This is a genomic window from Faecalibacterium duncaniae, assembly GCF_010509575.1.
In the GTDB taxonomy this organism is placed as follows: Bacteria; Bacillota; Clostridia; order Oscillospirales; family Ruminococcaceae; genus Faecalibacterium; species Faecalibacterium duncaniae.
On the sequence record NZ_CP048437.1, the window covers coordinates 184,693 to 201,559 of the forward strand.

17 protein-coding genes are annotated in these 16,867 nt (G+C 55.0%); 7 read left to right on the forward strand and 10 right to left on the reverse strand.

What is annotated here, in order from left to right; all coding sequences use genetic code 11:
- Positions 1–194: 194 nt before the first annotated feature.
- From GXM22_RS00850 to GXM22_RS00880, 7 genes are all read right to left on the reverse strand, one after another.
- The gene (locus GXM22_RS00850) at positions 195–407 is read right to left on the reverse strand and encodes a hypothetical protein (RefSeq protein ID WP_005928546.1); all 213 of its coding nucleotides are present in this window, start codon (positions 405–407) and stop codon (positions 195–197) included.
- Positions 400–2,187 carry a VirD4-like conjugal transfer protein, CD1115 family gene (locus tag GXM22_RS00855; protein ID WP_005928544.1) on the reverse strand — a complete coding sequence of 596 codons (1,788 nt, stop codon included), beginning with the start codon at positions 2,185–2,187 and terminating at the stop codon, positions 400–402. The genes GXM22_RS00850 and GXM22_RS00855 overlap by 8 nt, the downstream gene beginning before the upstream one ends.
- Positions 2,184–2,660, reverse strand: coding sequence for a PcfB family protein (locus GXM22_RS00860; RefSeq protein ID WP_005928540.1), 477 nt, complete (start codon positions 2,658–2,660; stop codon positions 2,184–2,186). Before GXM22_RS00860 ends, GXM22_RS00855 begins: the two co-directional genes overlap by 4 nt.
- Positions 2,661–2,757: 97 nt before the next feature.
- Positions 2,758–2,976, reverse strand: coding sequence for a DUF5348 domain-containing protein (locus tag GXM22_RS00865; protein WP_005422968.1), 219 nt, complete (start codon positions 2,974–2,976; stop codon positions 2,758–2,760).
- A 23-nt stretch (positions 2,977–2,999) separates the two neighbouring features.
- On the reverse strand, positions 3,000–3,965 hold the full coding sequence (locus tag GXM22_RS00870) for a DUF6017 domain-containing protein (protein ID WP_005928536.1): 966 nt from the start codon (positions 3,963–3,965) through the stop codon (positions 3,000–3,002).
- A gap of 210 nt (positions 3,966–4,175) precedes the next feature.
- Positions 4,176–4,538 (reverse strand): hypothetical protein, encoded by a 363-nt coding sequence (locus GXM22_RS00875; protein WP_005928529.1) that lies wholly within the window; start codon positions 4,536–4,538, stop codon positions 4,176–4,178.
- A 168-nt stretch (positions 4,539–4,706) separates the two neighbouring features.
- Positions 4,707–4,961 carry a hypothetical protein gene (locus tag GXM22_RS00880; RefSeq protein ID WP_005928522.1) on the reverse strand — a complete coding sequence of 85 codons (255 nt, stop codon included), beginning with the start codon at positions 4,959–4,961 and terminating at the stop codon, positions 4,707–4,709.
- A 297-nt stretch (positions 4,962–5,258) separates the two neighbouring features.
- On the opposite strand from GXM22_RS00880, the gene GXM22_RS00885 reads away from it, so the two are divergent.
- The 4 genes from GXM22_RS00885 (at position 5,259) to GXM22_RS00900 (ending at position 9,912) form a co-directional block, all read left to right on the forward strand.
- Complete coding sequence (locus tag GXM22_RS00885) at positions 5,259–6,638, forward strand: Sapep family Mn(2+)-dependent dipeptidase (protein ID WP_005928516.1); 1,380 nt, start codon at positions 5,259–5,261, stop codon at positions 6,636–6,638.
- Between the two features lie 16 nt (positions 6,639–6,654).
- Positions 6,655–7,752 carry a dipeptide epimerase gene (locus GXM22_RS00890; protein ID WP_005928513.1) on the forward strand — a complete coding sequence of 366 codons (1,098 nt, stop codon included), beginning with the start codon at positions 6,655–6,657 and terminating at the stop codon, positions 7,750–7,752.
- A 248-nt stretch (positions 7,753–8,000) separates the two neighbouring features.
- Complete coding sequence (gene sstT, locus GXM22_RS00895) at positions 8,001–9,239, forward strand: serine/threonine transporter SstT (RefSeq protein ID WP_198403676.1); 1,239 nt, start codon at positions 8,001–8,003, stop codon at positions 9,237–9,239.
- A 490-nt stretch (positions 9,240–9,729) separates the two neighbouring features.
- A complete protein-coding gene (locus tag GXM22_RS00900; RefSeq protein ID WP_035393180.1) occupies positions 9,730–9,912 on the forward strand; it encodes a hypothetical protein in 183 nt (60 codons plus the stop codon).
- Between the two features lie 154 nt (positions 9,913–10,066).
- On the opposite strand, the gene GXM22_RS00905 is transcribed toward GXM22_RS00900, so the two are convergent.
- Both GXM22_RS00905 and GXM22_RS00910 read right to left on the reverse strand, forming a co-directional pair.
- Positions 10,067–10,603: an ECF transporter S component gene (locus tag GXM22_RS00905; protein ID WP_035393179.1), complete on the reverse strand. Its 537-nt coding sequence runs from the start codon at positions 10,601–10,603 to the stop codon at positions 10,067–10,069.
- Positions 10,604–10,812: 209 nt separating this feature from the next.
- Entirely contained in the window at positions 10,813–12,264 is a 1,452-nt protein-coding gene (locus GXM22_RS00910) for a glycosyltransferase family 39 protein (protein ID WP_005928488.1), read from the reverse strand.
- Between the two features lie 311 nt (positions 12,265–12,575).
- Here GXM22_RS00910 and GXM22_RS00915 point away from each other — a divergent pair, with 311 nt between their 5' ends.
- From GXM22_RS00915 to GXM22_RS00925, 3 genes are all read left to right on the forward strand, one after another.
- Positions 12,576–13,427 (forward strand): transketolase, encoded by an 852-nt coding sequence (locus GXM22_RS00915; RefSeq protein WP_035393178.1) that lies wholly within the window; start codon positions 12,576–12,578, stop codon positions 13,425–13,427.
- A gap of 1 nt (position 13,428) precedes the next feature.
- Positions 13,429–14,373 carry a transketolase family protein gene (locus tag GXM22_RS00920; RefSeq protein ID WP_005928481.1) on the forward strand — a complete coding sequence of 315 codons (945 nt, stop codon included), beginning with the start codon at positions 13,429–13,431 and terminating at the stop codon, positions 14,371–14,373.
- Between the two features lie 185 nt (positions 14,374–14,558).
- The gene (locus GXM22_RS00925; RefSeq protein WP_005928475.1) at positions 14,559–15,764 is read left to right on the forward strand and encodes a MalY/PatB family protein; all 1,206 of its coding nucleotides are present in this window, start codon (positions 14,559–14,561) and stop codon (positions 15,762–15,764) included.
- A gap of 53 nt (positions 15,765–15,817) precedes the next feature.
- Here GXM22_RS00925 and GXM22_RS00930 read toward each other — a convergent pair whose 3' ends face one another.
- Complete coding sequence (locus tag GXM22_RS00930; protein ID WP_005928472.1) at positions 15,818–16,618, reverse strand: MurR/RpiR family transcriptional regulator; 801 nt, start codon at positions 16,616–16,618, stop codon at positions 15,818–15,820.
- Positions 16,619–16,867 lie beyond the last annotated feature (249 nt).

Sequence of the window (16,867 nt, forward strand, 5' to 3'; positions counted from 1 at the left end):
GCCGCTGTGCGGCTGCCCGAAAAAGGGCATAAAAAACGGCGGTCAGTTTTCGATAACTGCCGCGGTCATAAGTCCCCGCGCTGCGTTTGTTGCTGCGGCGCGGCGGTATTCAGTTGTAAGGGTGCGGCTTCCTGCCGCGATACGCGCAAGGAGTAGGGGCGCGTACCATGTAGCCCGTGTTTATTATTTTTACTTTAAGCTCCCTCCTTTTCAAAAAGTGGTGTGTAGACAGGCATAATGCCGTACTGCCGTTCCCGGACAGCTTCGATATACTTGATATAGGAAATACCTGCCTGTCTTGTCCTGCGTTCCTGTTCCCGCTGCATTTCCTCGGCAGCTTCCACAAGCCCGCTGATAGCCCGGATTAGCTGCTGTTTTGCCTTTTTCTTTCTGATACGCTTATTCATTTTCTGTGTCCTCCTGCAAATCTGCTTCGTCAACTTCGTAATAGTCAAATACCTCGTCCGGCTTTACGATTGCAGGACGGCGGCGCAAGTGCTTTTCCATGTCAAAGGCATTTTTCTTGTCAAAGTCGGAAAGGTACTTGTACTTCGGGTGTTTGGTAATATCGTATTTTTCGGAGAAGAACGGACGCACCCCGCGTAGTTGCAAGATACATTTCCCGCCGTCCATGACCGCAATTTCATCTTCGCTCATAAGCTGCTTGCCTAACTTCTGATAGTTCAGCCCGTGGGAAAGCTCCCGTCCTCTTGTTTCGGAAGTGTTGAAGCTGTCAATGGTTTCTTTCCCCAAGATTTCCGACATTTCTTTAAGGGTCGTTTTCTCCTTGCCGCCCAAGAACAGGGTCGTATCGCAGTTGCCGACAATGGTATCGGCGTTGTCCTTGTAGATAGCCTTTAGCTGCGACTGGCTCTGCAAGATGATGGACGCGGAGATTTCGCGGCTCCTTATCGTGGCAATGAGTTTTTCAAACTTCGGTATCTGCCCGATATTTGCAAACTCGTCAAGCAGACAGCGCACATGAACAGGTAGCCGCCCGCCGTACACATCATCTGCCTTGTCACAAAGCAGATTGAAAAGCTGTGTGTAAAGGATTGATACAACAAAGTTAAAGGTGTCGTCGGTGTCGGAGATAATAACAAAAAGCGCGGTCTTTCGGTCGCCTAAGGTGTCAAGCTCCATTTCGTCGGTTTCCATCAGCTCGCGCAGTTCCCGAATGTCAAAGGGGGCAAGACGCGCACCGCAGGAAATGAGGATAGAGCTTCTTGTTTTTCCGGCAGACAGCAAAAACTTCTTGTACTGGCGCACCGCAAAATGTTCCGGGTCTTTTTCCTCCAAGCGTTCAAACATGAGGTCAACGGGGGATTGAAATTCCGGGTCGTCCTCGCGGGCTTCCGACGCATTTATCATTTCAAGCAGCGTCGTAAAGTTTTTCTCATTCTCCGGGGCTTCGTACCAGATGTAGCCGATAAGGGCGCAGTAAAAAAGCCGTTCCGATTTCACCCAAAAATCCTCGCCGGATTTTTCCCCGTCGCCTTTGGTGTTGGCGATAATGGTATTTACCAGTTTCAAAATATCCTTTTCGCTGCGCAGATAGGCGAAGGGATTGTACCGCATGGATTTCTTGAAATTGATGGTGTTTAGCACCTTGATTTTGTACCCGCCCCGCTGCAAGAGCTTTCCACACTCGATTAAAACCGTTCCTTTCGGGTCTGTGACAACATAGCTGCTGTGCATTTGCATTAAGTTGGGCTTTACAAAAAACCTTGTTTTGCCGCTGCCGGAGCCGCCGATGACAAGCACGTTTTTGTTTCTTGCATACTTCGGGTGCTTCGGGCGGCTGCTCATCATCAGCCTTTCGGTCTGCGTCAGCAGCACGTTATTTTCAAACATGGGGTCGATATATGGCTTTATATCCTCGGCATTGCCCCAACGTGCAGAGCCGTACTCCATGCCCTTACGGTATTTCTTTGCGTTCTTGCCTTTCACATAGACCGCAAGCCGGATAACGACAGCCCCGACAATGCCGATAAGCAAATCCATAGGGTTAAAACTCGGCAGGGCATTTGAAAAGGCAGCGGAAAAGCCGCTGCCAATGGAAACCAGCTTGCCGGAGAGGTCAGCCCCCGGCGAGAGCCGCACCGCCTGTCCGACTTTATCAAAGAGATACACAAAGAGCAGATAGGGGGCGTTTAGGATAAGCAGCTTCTTGATATTCGGCTTCATAGCGATACCTCCCTGTCCTTGTATTTTGTCTTTTGACGGTTCGCGTTAAGCTGCTTTGCTGCTTCCCGGAATGTGGCAAGTGCCTTTCGGATAGAGGGCTTTTGCTCCTGTGTCAGCTTCTTTGCGGAAAACTCCTTAAAGGCTGCGGTCAGAGCGTCCGCGTCCCGCCCCTTGAAAAAGACGAGATAACGGGGCGGCGTTTCGGTGCTGTCTTTCTTTAGGGCAAAGTCGATACCGTATTTTTTTGCCGTCTGCTCAAAGGCTTTGATATTGCCCTCGGTTATCTCAATGTTGGATAGCCCCGCGTTCTGCTTCGCAAGCTGCTTTAGGGTCTGCTTCCCGTGGGGCTGTTTTTCCTGCTGCTTTTTTGCCTGTGCAAGCATGGCTTTGATTGCCTTTTGCAGCGTTTCAGCGGTCAGCTTCGCTCCCTTGACAGAGAGCGCAACCACTTTTTCGTTGATTTCATCTTGCAATGTTTACCGTCCTCCTTTCCCGGTAGTAGTGATAGTGTTAAGGTGGTACGCCGCTTTTGGGCGTGAAAAAAGGGCGTCCGTTCTTCACGCCGCCCCGTTAAATCCGCACCCGCAGCCCGTTCAAGTCCTCGGCGCGGATACCTACAAGATACCAGTTGTCCCCGTACTCAATCCGGGTCGGCTTCCATTTGCCGCCTGTGAATACGTCCATGCACTCGCCGCAATGCAAGCCGCCGTAATAGTCGGCAATATCAAAGCGAATATCGTAGCGGTCAGCGGTTTCGTCAAAAATTAAAGCTCCTGTTTTCTGTGCCATGTGGTAAATCCTCCTTTTTTCGTTTACAGGCTTTCGCCCTCGTTGTAGGTGTAGTAGTCCGGGTCGCCGTATTTAGGCTTGCCGGATAATGCGCCGCTTGCCATGTCGTGAGCGACAAGGGAAGTATAATAGCTGTCAATGGTAGACGGGGCATTGAAAAGAACCGCCTTTAGGTACTGCTTGATATTGCGGATTTTCGTGGTGTTCTCCTGCATACAGTCAAGCACAAAGCGGATATGTTCGCTGTCCAGCTTCATAAACTTTGACTTCACAAGCTCGGCGGGGTAATCGTCCCCTGCAATACGGATTTTCTTTCTTGACGTACAGACCGTTTCAAGGATAATGTCAACAATCTCATTCAGACGGTCATGGTCAAACTTCATATCCTGCAAGAGAATGTTATACTCGATATTGTCCTTGATGATTTCCTCATACACTCTGTAAGCGTCGTTCCTTTCCGTTCCTTTCCGTTCCGGCGGCTGTGCCGCTTCGTCCTCGCCATAAGGCAAGGGATTTAGGGAATGGATAGGAATGGAATGGGTACTTGATAAATCCGTATTTGATTTTTCTTTTTTTTGTAAGTTAGTTCTTGATATATCTTTATTTAATTGCATTGGATTTTCCGACGTCGGATTTTCCGTTGTCGGGTTATCCGCTGTTGGATTTTCCAATACCGGGCAATCCAATTCCGGCGGCTGCGGCTGTTCGTAAATGGTGTACTCGATTGCGGTCATTTTGCCTTTCTCGTCGCGTCCCTGCCGCCTTGTGATATATCCGGCTTTTTCAAGCTCCCAAACGGCGGTACGGATAGCGTCGATACTTTCCCGGTTGATGTAGGACAGCCCTGCAAGGGTATAGTCCCAATCCTCCGGCAGGGACAGCATTTGAGATAACAGCCCCTTTGCCTTTAAGGAAAGCTCCTTGTTGCGTAAGTGGTGGTTGCTCATTACGGTGTAGCCTGTGTTGCGTTCCACACGGAAAACTGCCATAGCTTCATCACTCCTTTGCTTTAGATTTGTTGCGCAGTAGAACGCGGATTTTGAGGGGTAAGGTATCTTTTCCTTGCTTCCTCTGTTTTGCGTTCTGTAAGCCCGATAAATCAAGGCTTTTTTTGCCCCTACTGCGTAACATGAGGGCATAAAAATAGCGGCGTTCCTGTTCTCCCAGTGAGAGAGTGAGAAACGCCGCTGTGCGGGTCGCTATTTCATTTCTTCTGCTATCAGTTCTTGCATGACTTCTCCAAAGTCTGCCATGAAAGAAAAGATGAAGTATTCCAAAACGTCGGGGTCTGCGTCCATAGGCTCGGCTTCCTCTGAAAAAGGCAAGCCCATTAGCCCATAAAGCAGTTTGATGATTTTGAACAGCTTGCCCCGGTCGGTGGGGTTGTTCATGGTTACAAGTACGTTGGTAAGGCGGTTGATTGTTTCCATGTCGCCGCCTGTCGTTACCCATACCATTTCCGCGAACGGCTGCGTGATTGCCCCGGCGACAAGGTTTATCTTATTCTTGCCGATTTCGCCGGACGGAAGTATAATACCCTTAGTCAAAAGTTCGTTTTTCATGTCGTCCTCCTTATATTCTGTGGTGCTAAAATGGTGCCCGGTCTTACAAAAACACCTTATGCGGAGATATGACAAGAAAAATGAAGATATGCGGAAAACCTTGATTTTAAGCCATTTTCACATTGGTTTATAAACATTTGTGAGGACTTATAAAAGGTTTTGCGTCTATCAAATCAATAAAAAATCATATTCTGTCGAGCTGGCAGGATGCAGGTCAAGCGTTTGTGTAGAACCGTCATAGCTCCAGCCATCACCGGAACAACTTGTAGTATAGGTGCCATTACTATCCCTAGAACCTTCGGGATATCCATCAATAATTTTTAATTGGCCGCCTCCCTCCGCCCACGCTGTGATTGCCGACACAGGCAGGAGCGTTACCGCCATGCACAGCGCCACCAGAAGGCTGAGTAGTCGTTTCTTCATAGGGGGTCCCTCACTTTCTTTGGGCCGGAAGTGGAGCTCCGGCAAAAATGGATGCTCTCACTTCCTTAAATACACGCCGCGCGAAATCCTTTCACCCTTTTTCAAAAAAATTTGAAAAAAAAAAGAAAAACCAGAATGCTGAGGTGGTGGCATCTCTTGACGATTGTGCCCGAGCGCTCCCGGATACTTCTGATGAAGTATGCGGGGGCGTTTTTTCGTGGAACTGGGGGCTTGTGGAGCGGGGGCAATCGTTCTATAATACAAGCTGTGAAATGAATCACAAAAGGGGTGGAACGTATGGACAAAAAACTGAACGAGGCCGTGGCGGCGCTGCGGCCCCAGATGGTGGCGGCGCTCCAGCGGCTGGTGCGCAGGCGCAGTGTGGAGGCCGACCCGCTGCCGGGCAAGCCCTTTGGCGAGGAGGTGGATGCCTGCTTTGCCGAGGCGCTGGCCCTCTGCCATGAGCTGGGCTTTGAGACCACCGACATGGATCGGTACATCGGCTGGTGCGAGATCGGCACCGGGGACGAGATGGTGGCGGTGCTGGGGCATCTGGACGTGGTGCCCGAGGGCGAGGGCTGGCATCACCCGCCCTACGCCGCCGAGATCGAGGGCGGCAGGCTGTATGGCCGGGGTGCCATTGACGACAAAGGCCCGGTGGTGGCCAGCCTGTTCGCGCTGAAAGCCATCCGGGATCTGGGCATTCCGCTCAACCGCCGTGTCCGGCTGCTGTTCGGCCTGAACGAGGAGACCAACGACCGGGACGTGCTGTACTACAAGGCCCACGGCGGGGAGATCCCGGTGCTGGGCTTCACCCCGGACGGCGAGTATCCGCTCATCAACGGCGAAAAGGGCATCCTGAACGAGAGCTATGCCGTGCAGCTGCACCAGACCGGGGCCTGGCAGCTGAGCAGGGTGCAGGGCGGCGTGGCCGGCAATGTGGTGCCGGACTACGCCTGCGCTGTGCTGACCGCCCCGGCGGGGGCCGCCCTGCCGGATGCGGAGCACATCACCGTGACAGCCATCCCCGGCGGCTATCAGGTGGAAGCGGTGGGCGTTTCGGCCCACGGCAGCCACCCGGAGCAGGGCGAAAACGCCATTGGGCGGCTGGTGTGCTACCTTGACCGGCTGCCGCTGGAGGGGGATGCCAAGCAGGCCGTGCACTTTCTGGCCGAGAAGCTGGGCACCGACCCCTACGGCGAGCGCCTGCTGGGCCACCGGCTGGAGGATGCGCTCTCCGGCCCCATGAGCTGCAACTGGGGGCTGATCGAGGGCGACGCGCAGCATCTGTGGGTCAAGCTGAACTACCGCTATCCTGTGACCATGGAACGGGCAGACTGCCAGCCCGCTGTGCAGGCCGCCTTTGAGGCCGCAGGCTGGGCGCTGGATGGGCAGGTGCACAAGGAAAAGCTCTACTACCCTGCCGAGACCCCGCTGGTCAGCGCCCTGCTGGAGGTTTACCGGGATGCCACCGGCGACAATGCCCCGCCCAAGTGCATCGGCGGCGGCACCTACGCCAAGATGCTGCCCAACGTGGTGGCCTTTGGCCCCCTGTTCGCGGGTGACCCGGTCACAGAGCATCAGCCCGATGAATGCATCGATCTGGAACGTCTGGTGCAGAACGCCCAGATCATTGCAAACGCCATTGTCAAGCTGGCAAACCTGCCGCTGGAATAAGAAGGAGGACGGGACTATGAAGATCACACAGGTGCGGCTGGGCCGCATTTCCACCCCGCTGCGGGTGCCGTTCAAAACGGCACTGCGCACTGTGAACAGCGTTGAGGATGTTATCGTGGAGCTCCACACCGATACCGGTGCGGTGGGCTACGGCGAAGCACCCCCGACCGGTGTCATCACCGGCGATACCACCGGGGCCATCCTCGGTGCCATTCAGGATCATATCGCCCCTGCCCTGCTGGGCCGCGACCTCGATGAATTTGAGGATCTGACCGCCGCTGTGCAGAAGGCGCTTGTCCACAACACCAGCGCCAAGGCCGCTGTGGACATGGCCCTGTGGGATCTGCTGGGCCAGAAGTACAGCGCCCCTGTCTACCGGATGCTGGGCGGTGCCCGCAAAAACATCGTGACCGATATCACCATCAGTGTCAACCCGCCCGAGGAGATGGCCCGGGATGCCCGCACCGCCGTCCAGCGCGGCTACGACTGCCTGAAGGTCAAGGTTGGCATTGACCCGGAACTGGATGTGGCCCGCCTTGCCGCGGTGCGGCAGGCCGTGGGCCGGGACATCAAGCTCCGCATCGATGCCAATCAGGCCTGGAACGCCAAGCAGGCGGTCCGCATCCTGAACCAGATGCAGGAGAAGGGGCTGGACATTGAGTTCGTGGAGCAGCCCGTGCCCGCCGCAGATCTTGAGGGGATGCAGTATGTCACCCGCCATGCCGATGTGCCCGTGCTGGCCGACGAGAGCGTGTTCAGCCCGGCAGATGCCCTGCGGATCATGCAGACCGGCGCGGCCGACCTTGTGAACATCAAGCTGATGAAGTGCGGCGGTATCACCAATGCCCTGCGCATTGCCGCCGCCGCTGAGGTGTACGGCGTGGAGTGCATGATCGGCTGTATGCTGGAAGCAAAGATCTCGGTCAACGCCGCCGTGGAGCTGGCCTGCGCCAAGAAGATCGTCACCAAGATCGACCTCGACGGCCCGGTGCTCTGCAGCGAGGACCACATCCTCGGCGGTGCCGTGTTCGACGAAAAGAACATCACCGTCTCCGACGCGCCCGGCATGGGCATTCAGGGCTTTGTGCCCGGCAAGGTGTCCTATCTCGACTAAAACCGGAACAGACCGCATCCCGAAACACACGGGGTGCGGTCTCTTTTTGTGAATCTGTATTTCATATACGGACAGTGAAAAAAGCTCGTGTCTGTATATGTTGAAATGAAAAACAAAAAAAGCGGGTAAAATCTTTGACTTTTTGGCCTGTGAGGCGTATAATCGTACTTGTTCCGTGTAGAGGAATGGGAAAACTGTGCGCAATGGGCGCACAATCTGGATAGGGGAGTAGAAAAGTTATGAAAACGTTGAAAGCGGTTGCGGCAAGGTACAACGCCACCAGCCTGATCCTGCGCATCGTCATCGGCCTTGTGGTCGGTGCGGTGCTGGCACTGGCGGTGCCCGGTGCGGGCTGGGTGGAAGAGTTCGGCAGCCTGTTCGTGGGTGCCCTGAAGGGCATTGCCCCGGTGCTGGTGTTCGTTATCGTGGCCAGTGCGCTGGCGCAGGGCACGTCCAGGCTGGACCGGCGCTTTGGCACGGTCATCTGGCTGTACATGCTCACCACCTTCCTGGCCGCCGCCATTGCGGTGGTGACCAGCTTCCTGTTCCCTCAGACCGTCGTTCTGGCTGAGGCGGCAGAATCCGAGGTGGTGCCCCAGGGTCTGGGCGAGGTGATGAACACCCTGCTCACCAACTTTGTGGCAAACCCCGTCAGTGCCCTGCTGAACGGCAATTACATCGGCATCCTGTTCTGGGCCTGCCTGTTCGGTCTGGCCATGAAGAAGTACGGCGCGGACAGCACCAAGCTGTTCCTGGCGAACACAGCGGATGCAGTCTCCCAGATCGTCCGCTGGATCATCAATCTGGCACCCTTCGGTATCATGGGCCTTGTGTACACCAACGTGTCCAGCAACGGCCTGTCCATCTTTACCCAGTACGGCAGGCTGCTGCTCCTGCTGGTGGGCACCATGCTCTTTATGGCACTGGTCGTCTCGCCCTTTATCATCTTTGTGTATCTGCACTGCAACCCGTATCCGCTGGTGTTCCGCTGCCTGCGTGAATCCGGCCTGACCGCCTTCTTCACCCGCAGCTCTGCCGCCAACATCCCGGTCAATATGGATCTGTGCGAAAAGCTGGGGCTGGATAAGGATATGTATTCCGTCTCCATCCCGCTGGGCGCTACCATCAATATGGATGGTGCCGCCATCACCATTACCATTATGACGCTGGCTGCGGCCAATACGCTGGGCATTCAGGTGTCCCTGCCCGCCGCCATCCTTCTTTCGGTGATGAGCGCTCTGGGTGCCTGCGGCGCTTCCGGCGTGGCTGGCGGCTCCCTGCTGCTGATCCCCATGGCCTGCTCCCTGTTTGGCATCTCCAATGATATCGCCATGCAGGTGGTCGGTGTCGGCTTTATCATTGGCGTGGTGCAGGATTCCGTGGAAACTGCCCTGAACTCCGCCGGCGACGTGGAATTTGCCGCCACTGCGGAATATCACCAGTGGCGCAAGGAAGGCAAGCCCCTGCCGGTGTTCCTGTGCAAGTGATGCAAAACTGAAATGGCTTTTCAAAGGCTGCTGTGCTGCTGGCACGGCGGCCTTTTTGTTTGGAGCTTTTTCTGGGCATTTTGCACAGGAAAGCCCTTGTTCTGTTTGAAACTGACGGATTCTGACGGATTTTGCATGAGAGTATCCCCTTTTACAGAAGAAATTCTGGGCAAAACGGAGAGAAAATCTGAAAAAACTTTCCAAACAAGGTTTCAATCGTCCATGTATACAAGAACTTTATTTTTCATAAAAAACGTTTTGTGCTAGTTGCGCAAAGAACGAAAGAACGTTAAAAATGTATCACTAAATTCATAGTTTGTTCATAGAATTTATAAAACGATTTCATAATTGAGTGGCATAATATGGCCATCCTCAGAGAGGGGAACAAAAGAACGAAGGGTTCTGAAAGGTTCCGCTCTGAGGATGCAGGGAGATAGAGGCCCTGCCAAAAAACACAATGACATTTACCGATATACGGAGGATATTTATTATGATGAACAAGAACACTGCTATTCTGGACAACACTATGATGGACGCTTACCTGACTGTCACCGAGGGCGTGTCCGATAACTGCGGCATTGGCCTGGCTTTTGCAAGCCTGCTCGAGAGCGCAAAGAAGAACTTTGTCAACCAGAGCAACCGCCGCGCTGTCAATGCAAGCTTTGCCGGCTGATCTTCTCCAATTTGCCGGTTGAAGATTCTCCTTCTTTTTTTGTTACAGCTGCTGCCACACTGTAATATGAACTGAAAAGCCCGGAACCACCTGCCGCCATAGCAGGTACGGTTCCGGGCTTTTTTGCTGTGTGGGTTCGGTCAGCGCAGGGGGTTTAAGCCGTCAGCTTTGCTTTCTGCAGTGCAGCCACGATCAGCGGAATGAGGATGAGCTGCGCCACGATACCGGGCACGGCAGTGAGCACCGCACCGGACAGGAACGCGCTGAACGGAAAACTGGAGCCGGACAGACCGGCCAGCACAAAGCGCACCGCACCCCAGACAAGGCGGCCTGCCACCATCGAGGTGACAAGGGTGGCGTAGATCATGGGCAGGGTGTGCTGCACCTTGCGGTACATGAAACCGGCCACAGCGCCGTACGTGGCCAGCTCAAAGGCCATGGCGATGGCAATGGGGTACATCGGGGGCATCCCGAACAGCACCGAGCGGAGCAGCGGGGCGGCAAAGCCCAGTGCCAGGCCCCAGGGGCCGCCCAGCACGAAGCCAGCCAGCAGCACCGGGAAGTGCATGGGGCAGAGCATGTTGCCGATCTGAGGCACATGGCCGGTGATCATGGGCAGCACAAAGGCCAGTGCCAGAAACAGTGCGGCCAGCACCAGATCACGGGTCGCGGAACGGGTCTTGGTATTCATCAATGATTCCTCCTGAAAATGCACAGACAAAAAGGGCCTGCCGCCAGCACGCACGCCAGCGGCAGACCCCTTCATGGTGTCTGTTTCAAAATAATGTTTGCGGGGAGAAACACGGGCTTCAGCCCGCAAAGCCCCGGCTTCAGCCGGGAATTGTGCAAAAAGTATAGCAGATGCAAAGCCGCCTTGTCAAGCTCAGCGGATGAGGATGGTTACGGGGCGGTGTTTGCGGATTTTTGAAATTTGTAGATGTAATAAAAGGAATCTTCACCGGGGCCTTCTGCAAATGTACTGTTACAGACATTGGTGCGAGAATAACCATTGTCGGAGGCTGCATTCAATTCGGCATCAGAAAGCGCATGTTCCATAAAGAGCCAGATCTCAGGATCGGAAGAAGTGAAGCACTGAGAAATATTGGAGGATTCGATTTGAGCATGGACGCGTCCCGGAAAGTAATAATCAAAGAGTGTCCAGTCTAGGAAGTAGTTCGTTGTATAAAGAACTGCATCCTGAGAGGGGGTAATAACTTCCAGACACTGGGTAGTCGCAAGGTCGATGCGCTTTTCCCGCTGATAGGTTTGGTAGAAATCCGGTAGACTGCACACCAGCGTTCCCAAAATCAGAATACTGGACAGAATGGTTCTCCAACGGACTTTAGACAGAAGAAAGCCAAAAACCAGGTAAACGACTGCGGTGAGCGGATAAAGGTATCGAACGAGAAAAAGCGGGCGAAAGGCATATGAAACGATCAGCCCGACTGCAGAGGTGCCGGCGGCAGAAAGCAAGCCGGTCAAAAGCCAGATCGTATCAGGGGCGAAGAGCCATTTAGAGGACGACTTGGCCTGTGCTGTGAAATAAAGAAGGAATGCAAGACCGAAAATGAGGACTGTCCAAGAAGGATTGAAGAAGAATCCGATACAATTGATCGGAGAAGGAATGAAGGTGGACCACCAGTCTGCTGCAGCACGTTTGAAAGTGGGAAGCAATACCAGAAGCCAGGGAAGGTATACGACCACTGCGGCACAATAAGTGATAAGGATTTTTTTGAAGCTGCTCTTATCCTGCGGAAGCAGAGAAAGCAGAGCCAGATAGAAAAATGCAACGGAAATCAGGGCATAGTAGTGCGTATAAGCGGCACAAAGAGAGGCGACGCTGAAAATGATCCAATCGGAGGTTTTACCGGAATGAAGAATGTTATGGAGTGCCAGATAGGCCGCTAACACAAAGAAAGCGCCGAGTGAATACATTCGGGCCTCGACATTGAACATAATAGCGGTATCAGTCAAAGAGGCAAAAGTGGAAACAACAACTGCGGGAATCAATCCGAACTGTCTGAAAATCACTGTACAGGCAAGAATCAGAATGAGTCCATAGGGAATCAGAGCCGACAGATGATAGACATATCCGTGATTGCCCAGAAGATGATATAGGAGCTGTGTGAAAAGATAGTACAGCGGCGGATGGTTATCTGCCGCTGTGACTTGGAGCATTTCAAAAACATTCATTTGGGCAAGGCCGATGCTGAACCCTTCATCTCCCCAGAAGGAGTTGTCAAAAATGCGGACAAAGTGCATGGCGAACAGCACAAAGGCATACAGGTACAACAGCAAGGGAAAAATCCTGCGGCTGCGCTGTGCCTGGGATGTGGGTGAGGAAAAAGACATAGGAACCTCCCAAAATGATAAAAAAAGCAAACAAATTCATCTTATTATATCATACAGCGGCAAAAGATGATATTGCAAAGCGGTCAAAAGCTGCAAAAATGTTTTGCGGGGGCAAAATGGCCCTGCATTTTCAACAAAAACGGGAACATTTACAAGCGATTTTGCCAAGGGATGTACATTTTGACGAAAGAACCTTGACGTTTTTGCATAGAATAGATAATATAGACTTGAGAAATAGCGCATCGGGGCGTACGGCCCGGGTGCGTACCATATCCGATGCAAACGCTGAGGTTCATACGGGAGGACCAAAGATGACAAATGCAGAAAAGCTTACCCTGGCAAAACACGCCTGCCACATCCGCATGGGCGTGATCGAGGGCACTCACAGCGCCAAGTGCGGCCATCCGGGCGGCAGCCTGGATATCGCCGAGGTGCTGGCGTACCTCTATTTCGTAGAGATGAAGGTGGATCCGAAGGATCCCAAGAACCCTGACCGCGACCGTCTGGTGCTCTCCAAGGGCCATGCGGCTCCGGCGCTGTACGCCGCGCTGGCTGAGCGTGGGTTCTTCCCGGTGGAGGACCTCAAGACCCTGCGCAAGATCGGCAGCTACCTGCAGGGCCACCCCAACATGAACAGTGTGCCGGGCGTGGATATGTCCACCGGCAGTCTGGGTCAGGGCGTGAGCGCCGCCTGCGGCATGGCACTGGGTGCCAAGCACGCCGGTAAGCCCATCAATGTTTACACCATCCTGGGTGACGGCGAGGTGGAAGAAGGCGAGTGCTGGGAGGCCTTTATGTTTGCTTCTCACTACGGCCTGTCCAATCTCTGCGTTATGCTGGACCGCAACCATCTGCAGATCGACGGCACCACCGAGACCGTGATGAACAGCGCCCCGCTGGAGGAGAAGCTGAAGGCCTTCAACTTCAACGTGCTGACCATCAACGGCCACGATTTTGATGCCATTGAGAGCGCCATCGCCGCTTTCCGCGCTGAGAACGAAAAGCCCACCTGCATCATTCTGGATACTCTCAAGGGCAAGGGCGTTTCCTTTATGGAGAACTCCGTTGACTGGCACGGCAAGGGCCCCAACGATGAGGAATACGCACAGGCCATGCAGGAGCTGAATGCAGCTTACGCCGCGCTGGAAGAGGAGGACAAGTAAGATGGCAGAAGTGAAGAAGATCGCTACCCGTGACAGCTACGGCAACACCCTGAAAGAGCTGGCCGCCGAGGGCCACGACGACCTGGTGGTGCTGGACGCTGATCTGGCTGCCGCCACCAAGACCGGCATGTTCCGTAAGGCGTACCCGGACCGTCACTTCGACTGCGGCATTGCCGAGGGCAACATGATGGGCGTGGCCGCAGGTCTGGCCACCATGGGTTATGTTCCCTTTGTTTCCAGCTTTGCCATGTTTGCCGCAGGCCGTGCCTTTGAGCAGATCCGCAACTCAATCGCCTACCCCCGCCTGAACGTCAAGATTGGTGCCACCCACGGCGGCATCTCTGTGGGCGAGGACGGTGCTTCCCACCAGTGCTGCGAGGACTTTGCCCTGATGCGCAGCCTGCCCGGCATGACCGTGATCTGCCCCGCAGACGATGTGGAGGCCCGCGCCGCTGTGCGTGCCGCTTACGCCATGCAGGGCCCTGTTTACCTGCGCTTCGGCCGTCTGGCTGTGCCTGTGTTCCACGATGAGGCCACCTACCACTTTGAGCTGGGCAAGGGCGAGCAGATCACCGAGGGCAACGACATTGCCATCATCGCCACCGGTCTGATGGTCAACGAGGCCCGCCTGGCTGCCGAGCAGCTGGCTGCCGAGGGCATCCACGCCCGGGTCATCAACATCCACACCATCAAGCCTCTGGATGAGGAGATCGTCCTCAAGGCCGCCAAGGAGTGCGGCAAGGTCATCACCGCCGAGGAGCACAGCGTCATCGGCGGTCTGGGCGAGGCCGTCTGCGCTGTCCTGAGCGAGAAGCTGCCCACCCCTGTCCGCCGCGTGGGCGTGCAGGACAAGTTCGGCTGCTCCGGCCCCGCATGGGACCTGCTCAAGCTGTACGGTCTGGATGCAGCGACCATCTGCAAGACCGCTCACGAGATGCTGGGCTGATCCAGAAAGTCAATACCAATAAAAAAGCCGGTCGGCGTATGCCGATCGGCTTTTTGCGTGCAATTACCGTAAAAATTCGTGATTTTTCCGCACGATATCCGGGGAAACGTGCTGGCTGCTTGCACCCGGCGGCAAAGTGTGTTAAAGTGGGGCCAGATAAAAATTTTGAGAGAAGGAGCACCGCTATGAAATACGATTTCACTTCCATCATGGACCGCCACGGCAAGGATGCCATTGCAGTGGATGGCCTTGGCACCGGCTTTGCCCCCGCCGCCCCCAAGGAGGGCTTTGACGCCATCCCCATGTGGGTGGCCGATATGAACTTCCCCACCGTGCCCACCATCCAGGAAGCCATCATCGAGCGCACCAACCACCCCGCGTTTGGCTACTTCAACCCCACCGATGAATACTTCGATTCCATCATCCGGTGGCAGGCAAAGCGCAACGGCGTGCAGGGCCTGACCAAGGAGTGCATCGGCTACGAGAACGGCGTGCTGGGCGGCGTGATCAGCGCCCTGAACTGCGTCTGCTCCAAGGGCGACAAGATCCTGATCCACAGCCCCACCTACATCGGTTTCACCATGAGCCTGAAGAACAACGGCTACGAGGCTGTCCACAGCCCGCTGGTCAAGGATGAGAACGGCGTGTGGCGGATGGACTTTGAGGACATGGAAAAGCACCTGAAAGAGGAAAAGATCCATGCCGCCATCATGTGCAACCCCCACAACCCCTGCGGCCGTGTGTGGGAGCGCTGGGAGCTGGAAAAGGCCATGGAGCTGTACAAGAAGTACGATGTGTATGTGGTCTCCGATGAGATCTGGTCGGACATCATCCTGAGCGGAAACAAGCACATCCCCACCCAGTCTGTGAGCGAGGATGCCCGCCAGCGCACTGCCGCTTTCTATGCCCCCTCCAAGACCTTCAATCTGGCTGGTCTGGTGGGCAGCTACCATATCGTTTACAACAGCTGGTGGCGTGACCGCATGGAAAAAGAGTCCAGCCTGAGCCACTACAACATGATGAACGTTCTCTCCATGCACGCCCTGATCGGTGCTTACAAGCCCGAGGGCTACGAGTGGACCGACGAGCTCTGCGAGGTGCTGACCGGCAACATCGACTTTGCCTGCGATTACATCGAGAAGCACTTCGAGGGCGTGACCGTCTCCAAGCCGCAGGGCACCTACATGCTGTTCGTGGACTGCACCGACTGGTGCAAGGCCCACGGCAAGACCATTGAGGATGTGGAGCACGCCTGCTGGGATGTGGGCGCTGCCATCCAGGACGGCACCATGTTCTTTGGCCCCTGCCACCTGCGCATGAATCTGGCTTCTCCCCGTTCCCGCATCGAGGAGGCGTTCCACCGCATGGACAAGTACGTTTTTAACGCATGATCGCTTAAACACAGCAAAAAGTCCCGACCAGAACGGCCGGGACTTTTTTGCGCTTACTTCAGATCGAAATTGCCCACCAGCAGGTAGTAGAGCGCCTCCACCACCAGCGCTGCCGAAAGCTGGGAAGGCATCATATCGCTGGCAATGCGCTGGATACGGTTGGAGGCCAGCAGGGTATAGCTGGCGTGGCCTGCCAGCGCCGAGCGCTTGTCGCAGGTGATGAGGATGACCGGTGTGCCGTTCTTCTTGGCGGCACGGGCGGCCGTCTCCAACGCCTCGCAGCGGCCTGCGCTGGAAATGAGCAGCAGGGCATCTTTTGGGGTCAGTGCCGAAGCGAAAGACCGTGCCTTTTCTGGCACCGGGCTGATCATGCAGCGCTTGCCCAGACTGCCCAGCTTGAGCGAAGCATCCATGGCAACGGGCAGGCTGCTGCCGTTGGCTTCGATCTCAATGATCTCTGCCGCCCGCAGAATGGAAAGCACCTTTCTCAGCTGGACAAGGTTCAAGGCCTGAATGGTGGCCTGAACCTCCTCCTGACGGTTGTTCTGAAGATCGAGCAGGGCCTGATGCAGCGGGTCATTGGGGGGCCTTTTGCGGGCCTCCGTTTCCTGCTGCTCCAGCACATCCCGCGCAAGCTCCAGTTGGAATTTGCGGTAATTTGCGTAGCCGAGCTTGTGGCACAGCCGGGTGACCGTGGCTTCGGACGAGTGGCTGGCCTTTGCAAGCTCCGCAGAGGTGGCGACCGAGGCCCACTTTACATCTGCAAGAATGCAGTCCGCAATGCGCCGTTCGGCGCTGTAAAGCTGGAGCCCGGAGCACAGCTGGGTGACGACGCTTCCCGGGGAATCGTGCATAGCAATACCTCCCTGTGCGCGCTGTGCATTGGGCACAACGCACAGTACTCTTGGAATAGTATACCGATTTTTTGGTGAAAAATCAATTGAATCTGGCAAGAAAATGCATCTCATTCCAAAATAAACCGGGATCCCGCCAGAACCCGCTGCCTGTCAAATTCTCCAAACCGGAATAAGCTGCGCTGAAATTACAAAAAAGGACTGCTCCGCTGGAGCAGTCCTTTTTGCGTTTTGAGGGGCGGGAAGGTG

Coding starts and splice junctions, on each gene's coding strand:
- GXM22_RS00900 (WP_035393180.1), top strand. CDS start 9,730: ATGATGAACAAGAACACTGCTATTCTGGACAACACTATGATGGACGCT.
- GXM22_RS00930 (WP_005928472.1), bottom strand. CDS start 16,618: ATGCACGATTCCCCGGGAAGCGTCGTCACCCAGCTGTGCTCCGGGCTC.
- GXM22_RS00865 (WP_005422968.1), bottom strand. CDS start 2,976: ATGGCACAGAAAACAGGAGCTTTAATTTTTGACGAAACCGCTGACCGC.
- GXM22_RS00915 (WP_035393178.1), top strand. CDS start 12,576: ATGACAAATGCAGAAAAGCTTACCCTGGCAAAACACGCCTGCCACATC.
- GXM22_RS00870 (WP_005928536.1), bottom strand. CDS start 3,965: ATGGCAGTTTTCCGTGTGGAACGCAACACAGGCTACACCGTAATGAGC.
- GXM22_RS00880 (WP_005928522.1), bottom strand. CDS start 4,961: ATGAAGAAACGACTACTCAGCCTTCTGGTGGCGCTGTGCATGGCGGTA.
- GXM22_RS00850 (WP_005928546.1), bottom strand. CDS start 407: ATGAATAAGCGTATCAGAAAGAAAAAGGCAAAACAGCAGCTAATCCGG.
- GXM22_RS00890 (WP_005928513.1), top strand. CDS start 6,655: ATGAAGATCACACAGGTGCGGCTGGGCCGCATTTCCACCCCGCTGCGG.
- GXM22_RS00885 (WP_005928516.1), top strand. CDS start 5,259: ATGGACAAAAAACTGAACGAGGCCGTGGCGGCGCTGCGGCCCCAGATG.
- GXM22_RS00910 (WP_005928488.1), bottom strand. CDS start 12,264: ATGTCTTTTTCCTCACCCACATCCCAGGCACAGCGCAGCCGCAGGATT.
- GXM22_RS00920 (WP_005928481.1), top strand. CDS start 13,429: ATGGCAGAAGTGAAGAAGATCGCTACCCGTGACAGCTACGGCAACACC.
- GXM22_RS00905 (WP_035393179.1), bottom strand. CDS start 10,603: ATGAATACCAAGACCCGTTCCGCGACCCGTGATCTGGTGCTGGCCGCA.
- GXM22_RS00855 (WP_005928544.1), bottom strand. CDS start 2,187: ATGAAGCCGAATATCAAGAAGCTGCTTATCCTAAACGCCCCCTATCTG.
- GXM22_RS00875 (WP_005928529.1), bottom strand. CDS start 4,538: ATGAAAAACGAACTTTTGACTAAGGGTATTATACTTCCGTCCGGCGAA.
- GXM22_RS00925 (WP_005928475.1), top strand. CDS start 14,559: ATGAAATACGATTTCACTTCCATCATGGACCGCCACGGCAAGGATGCC.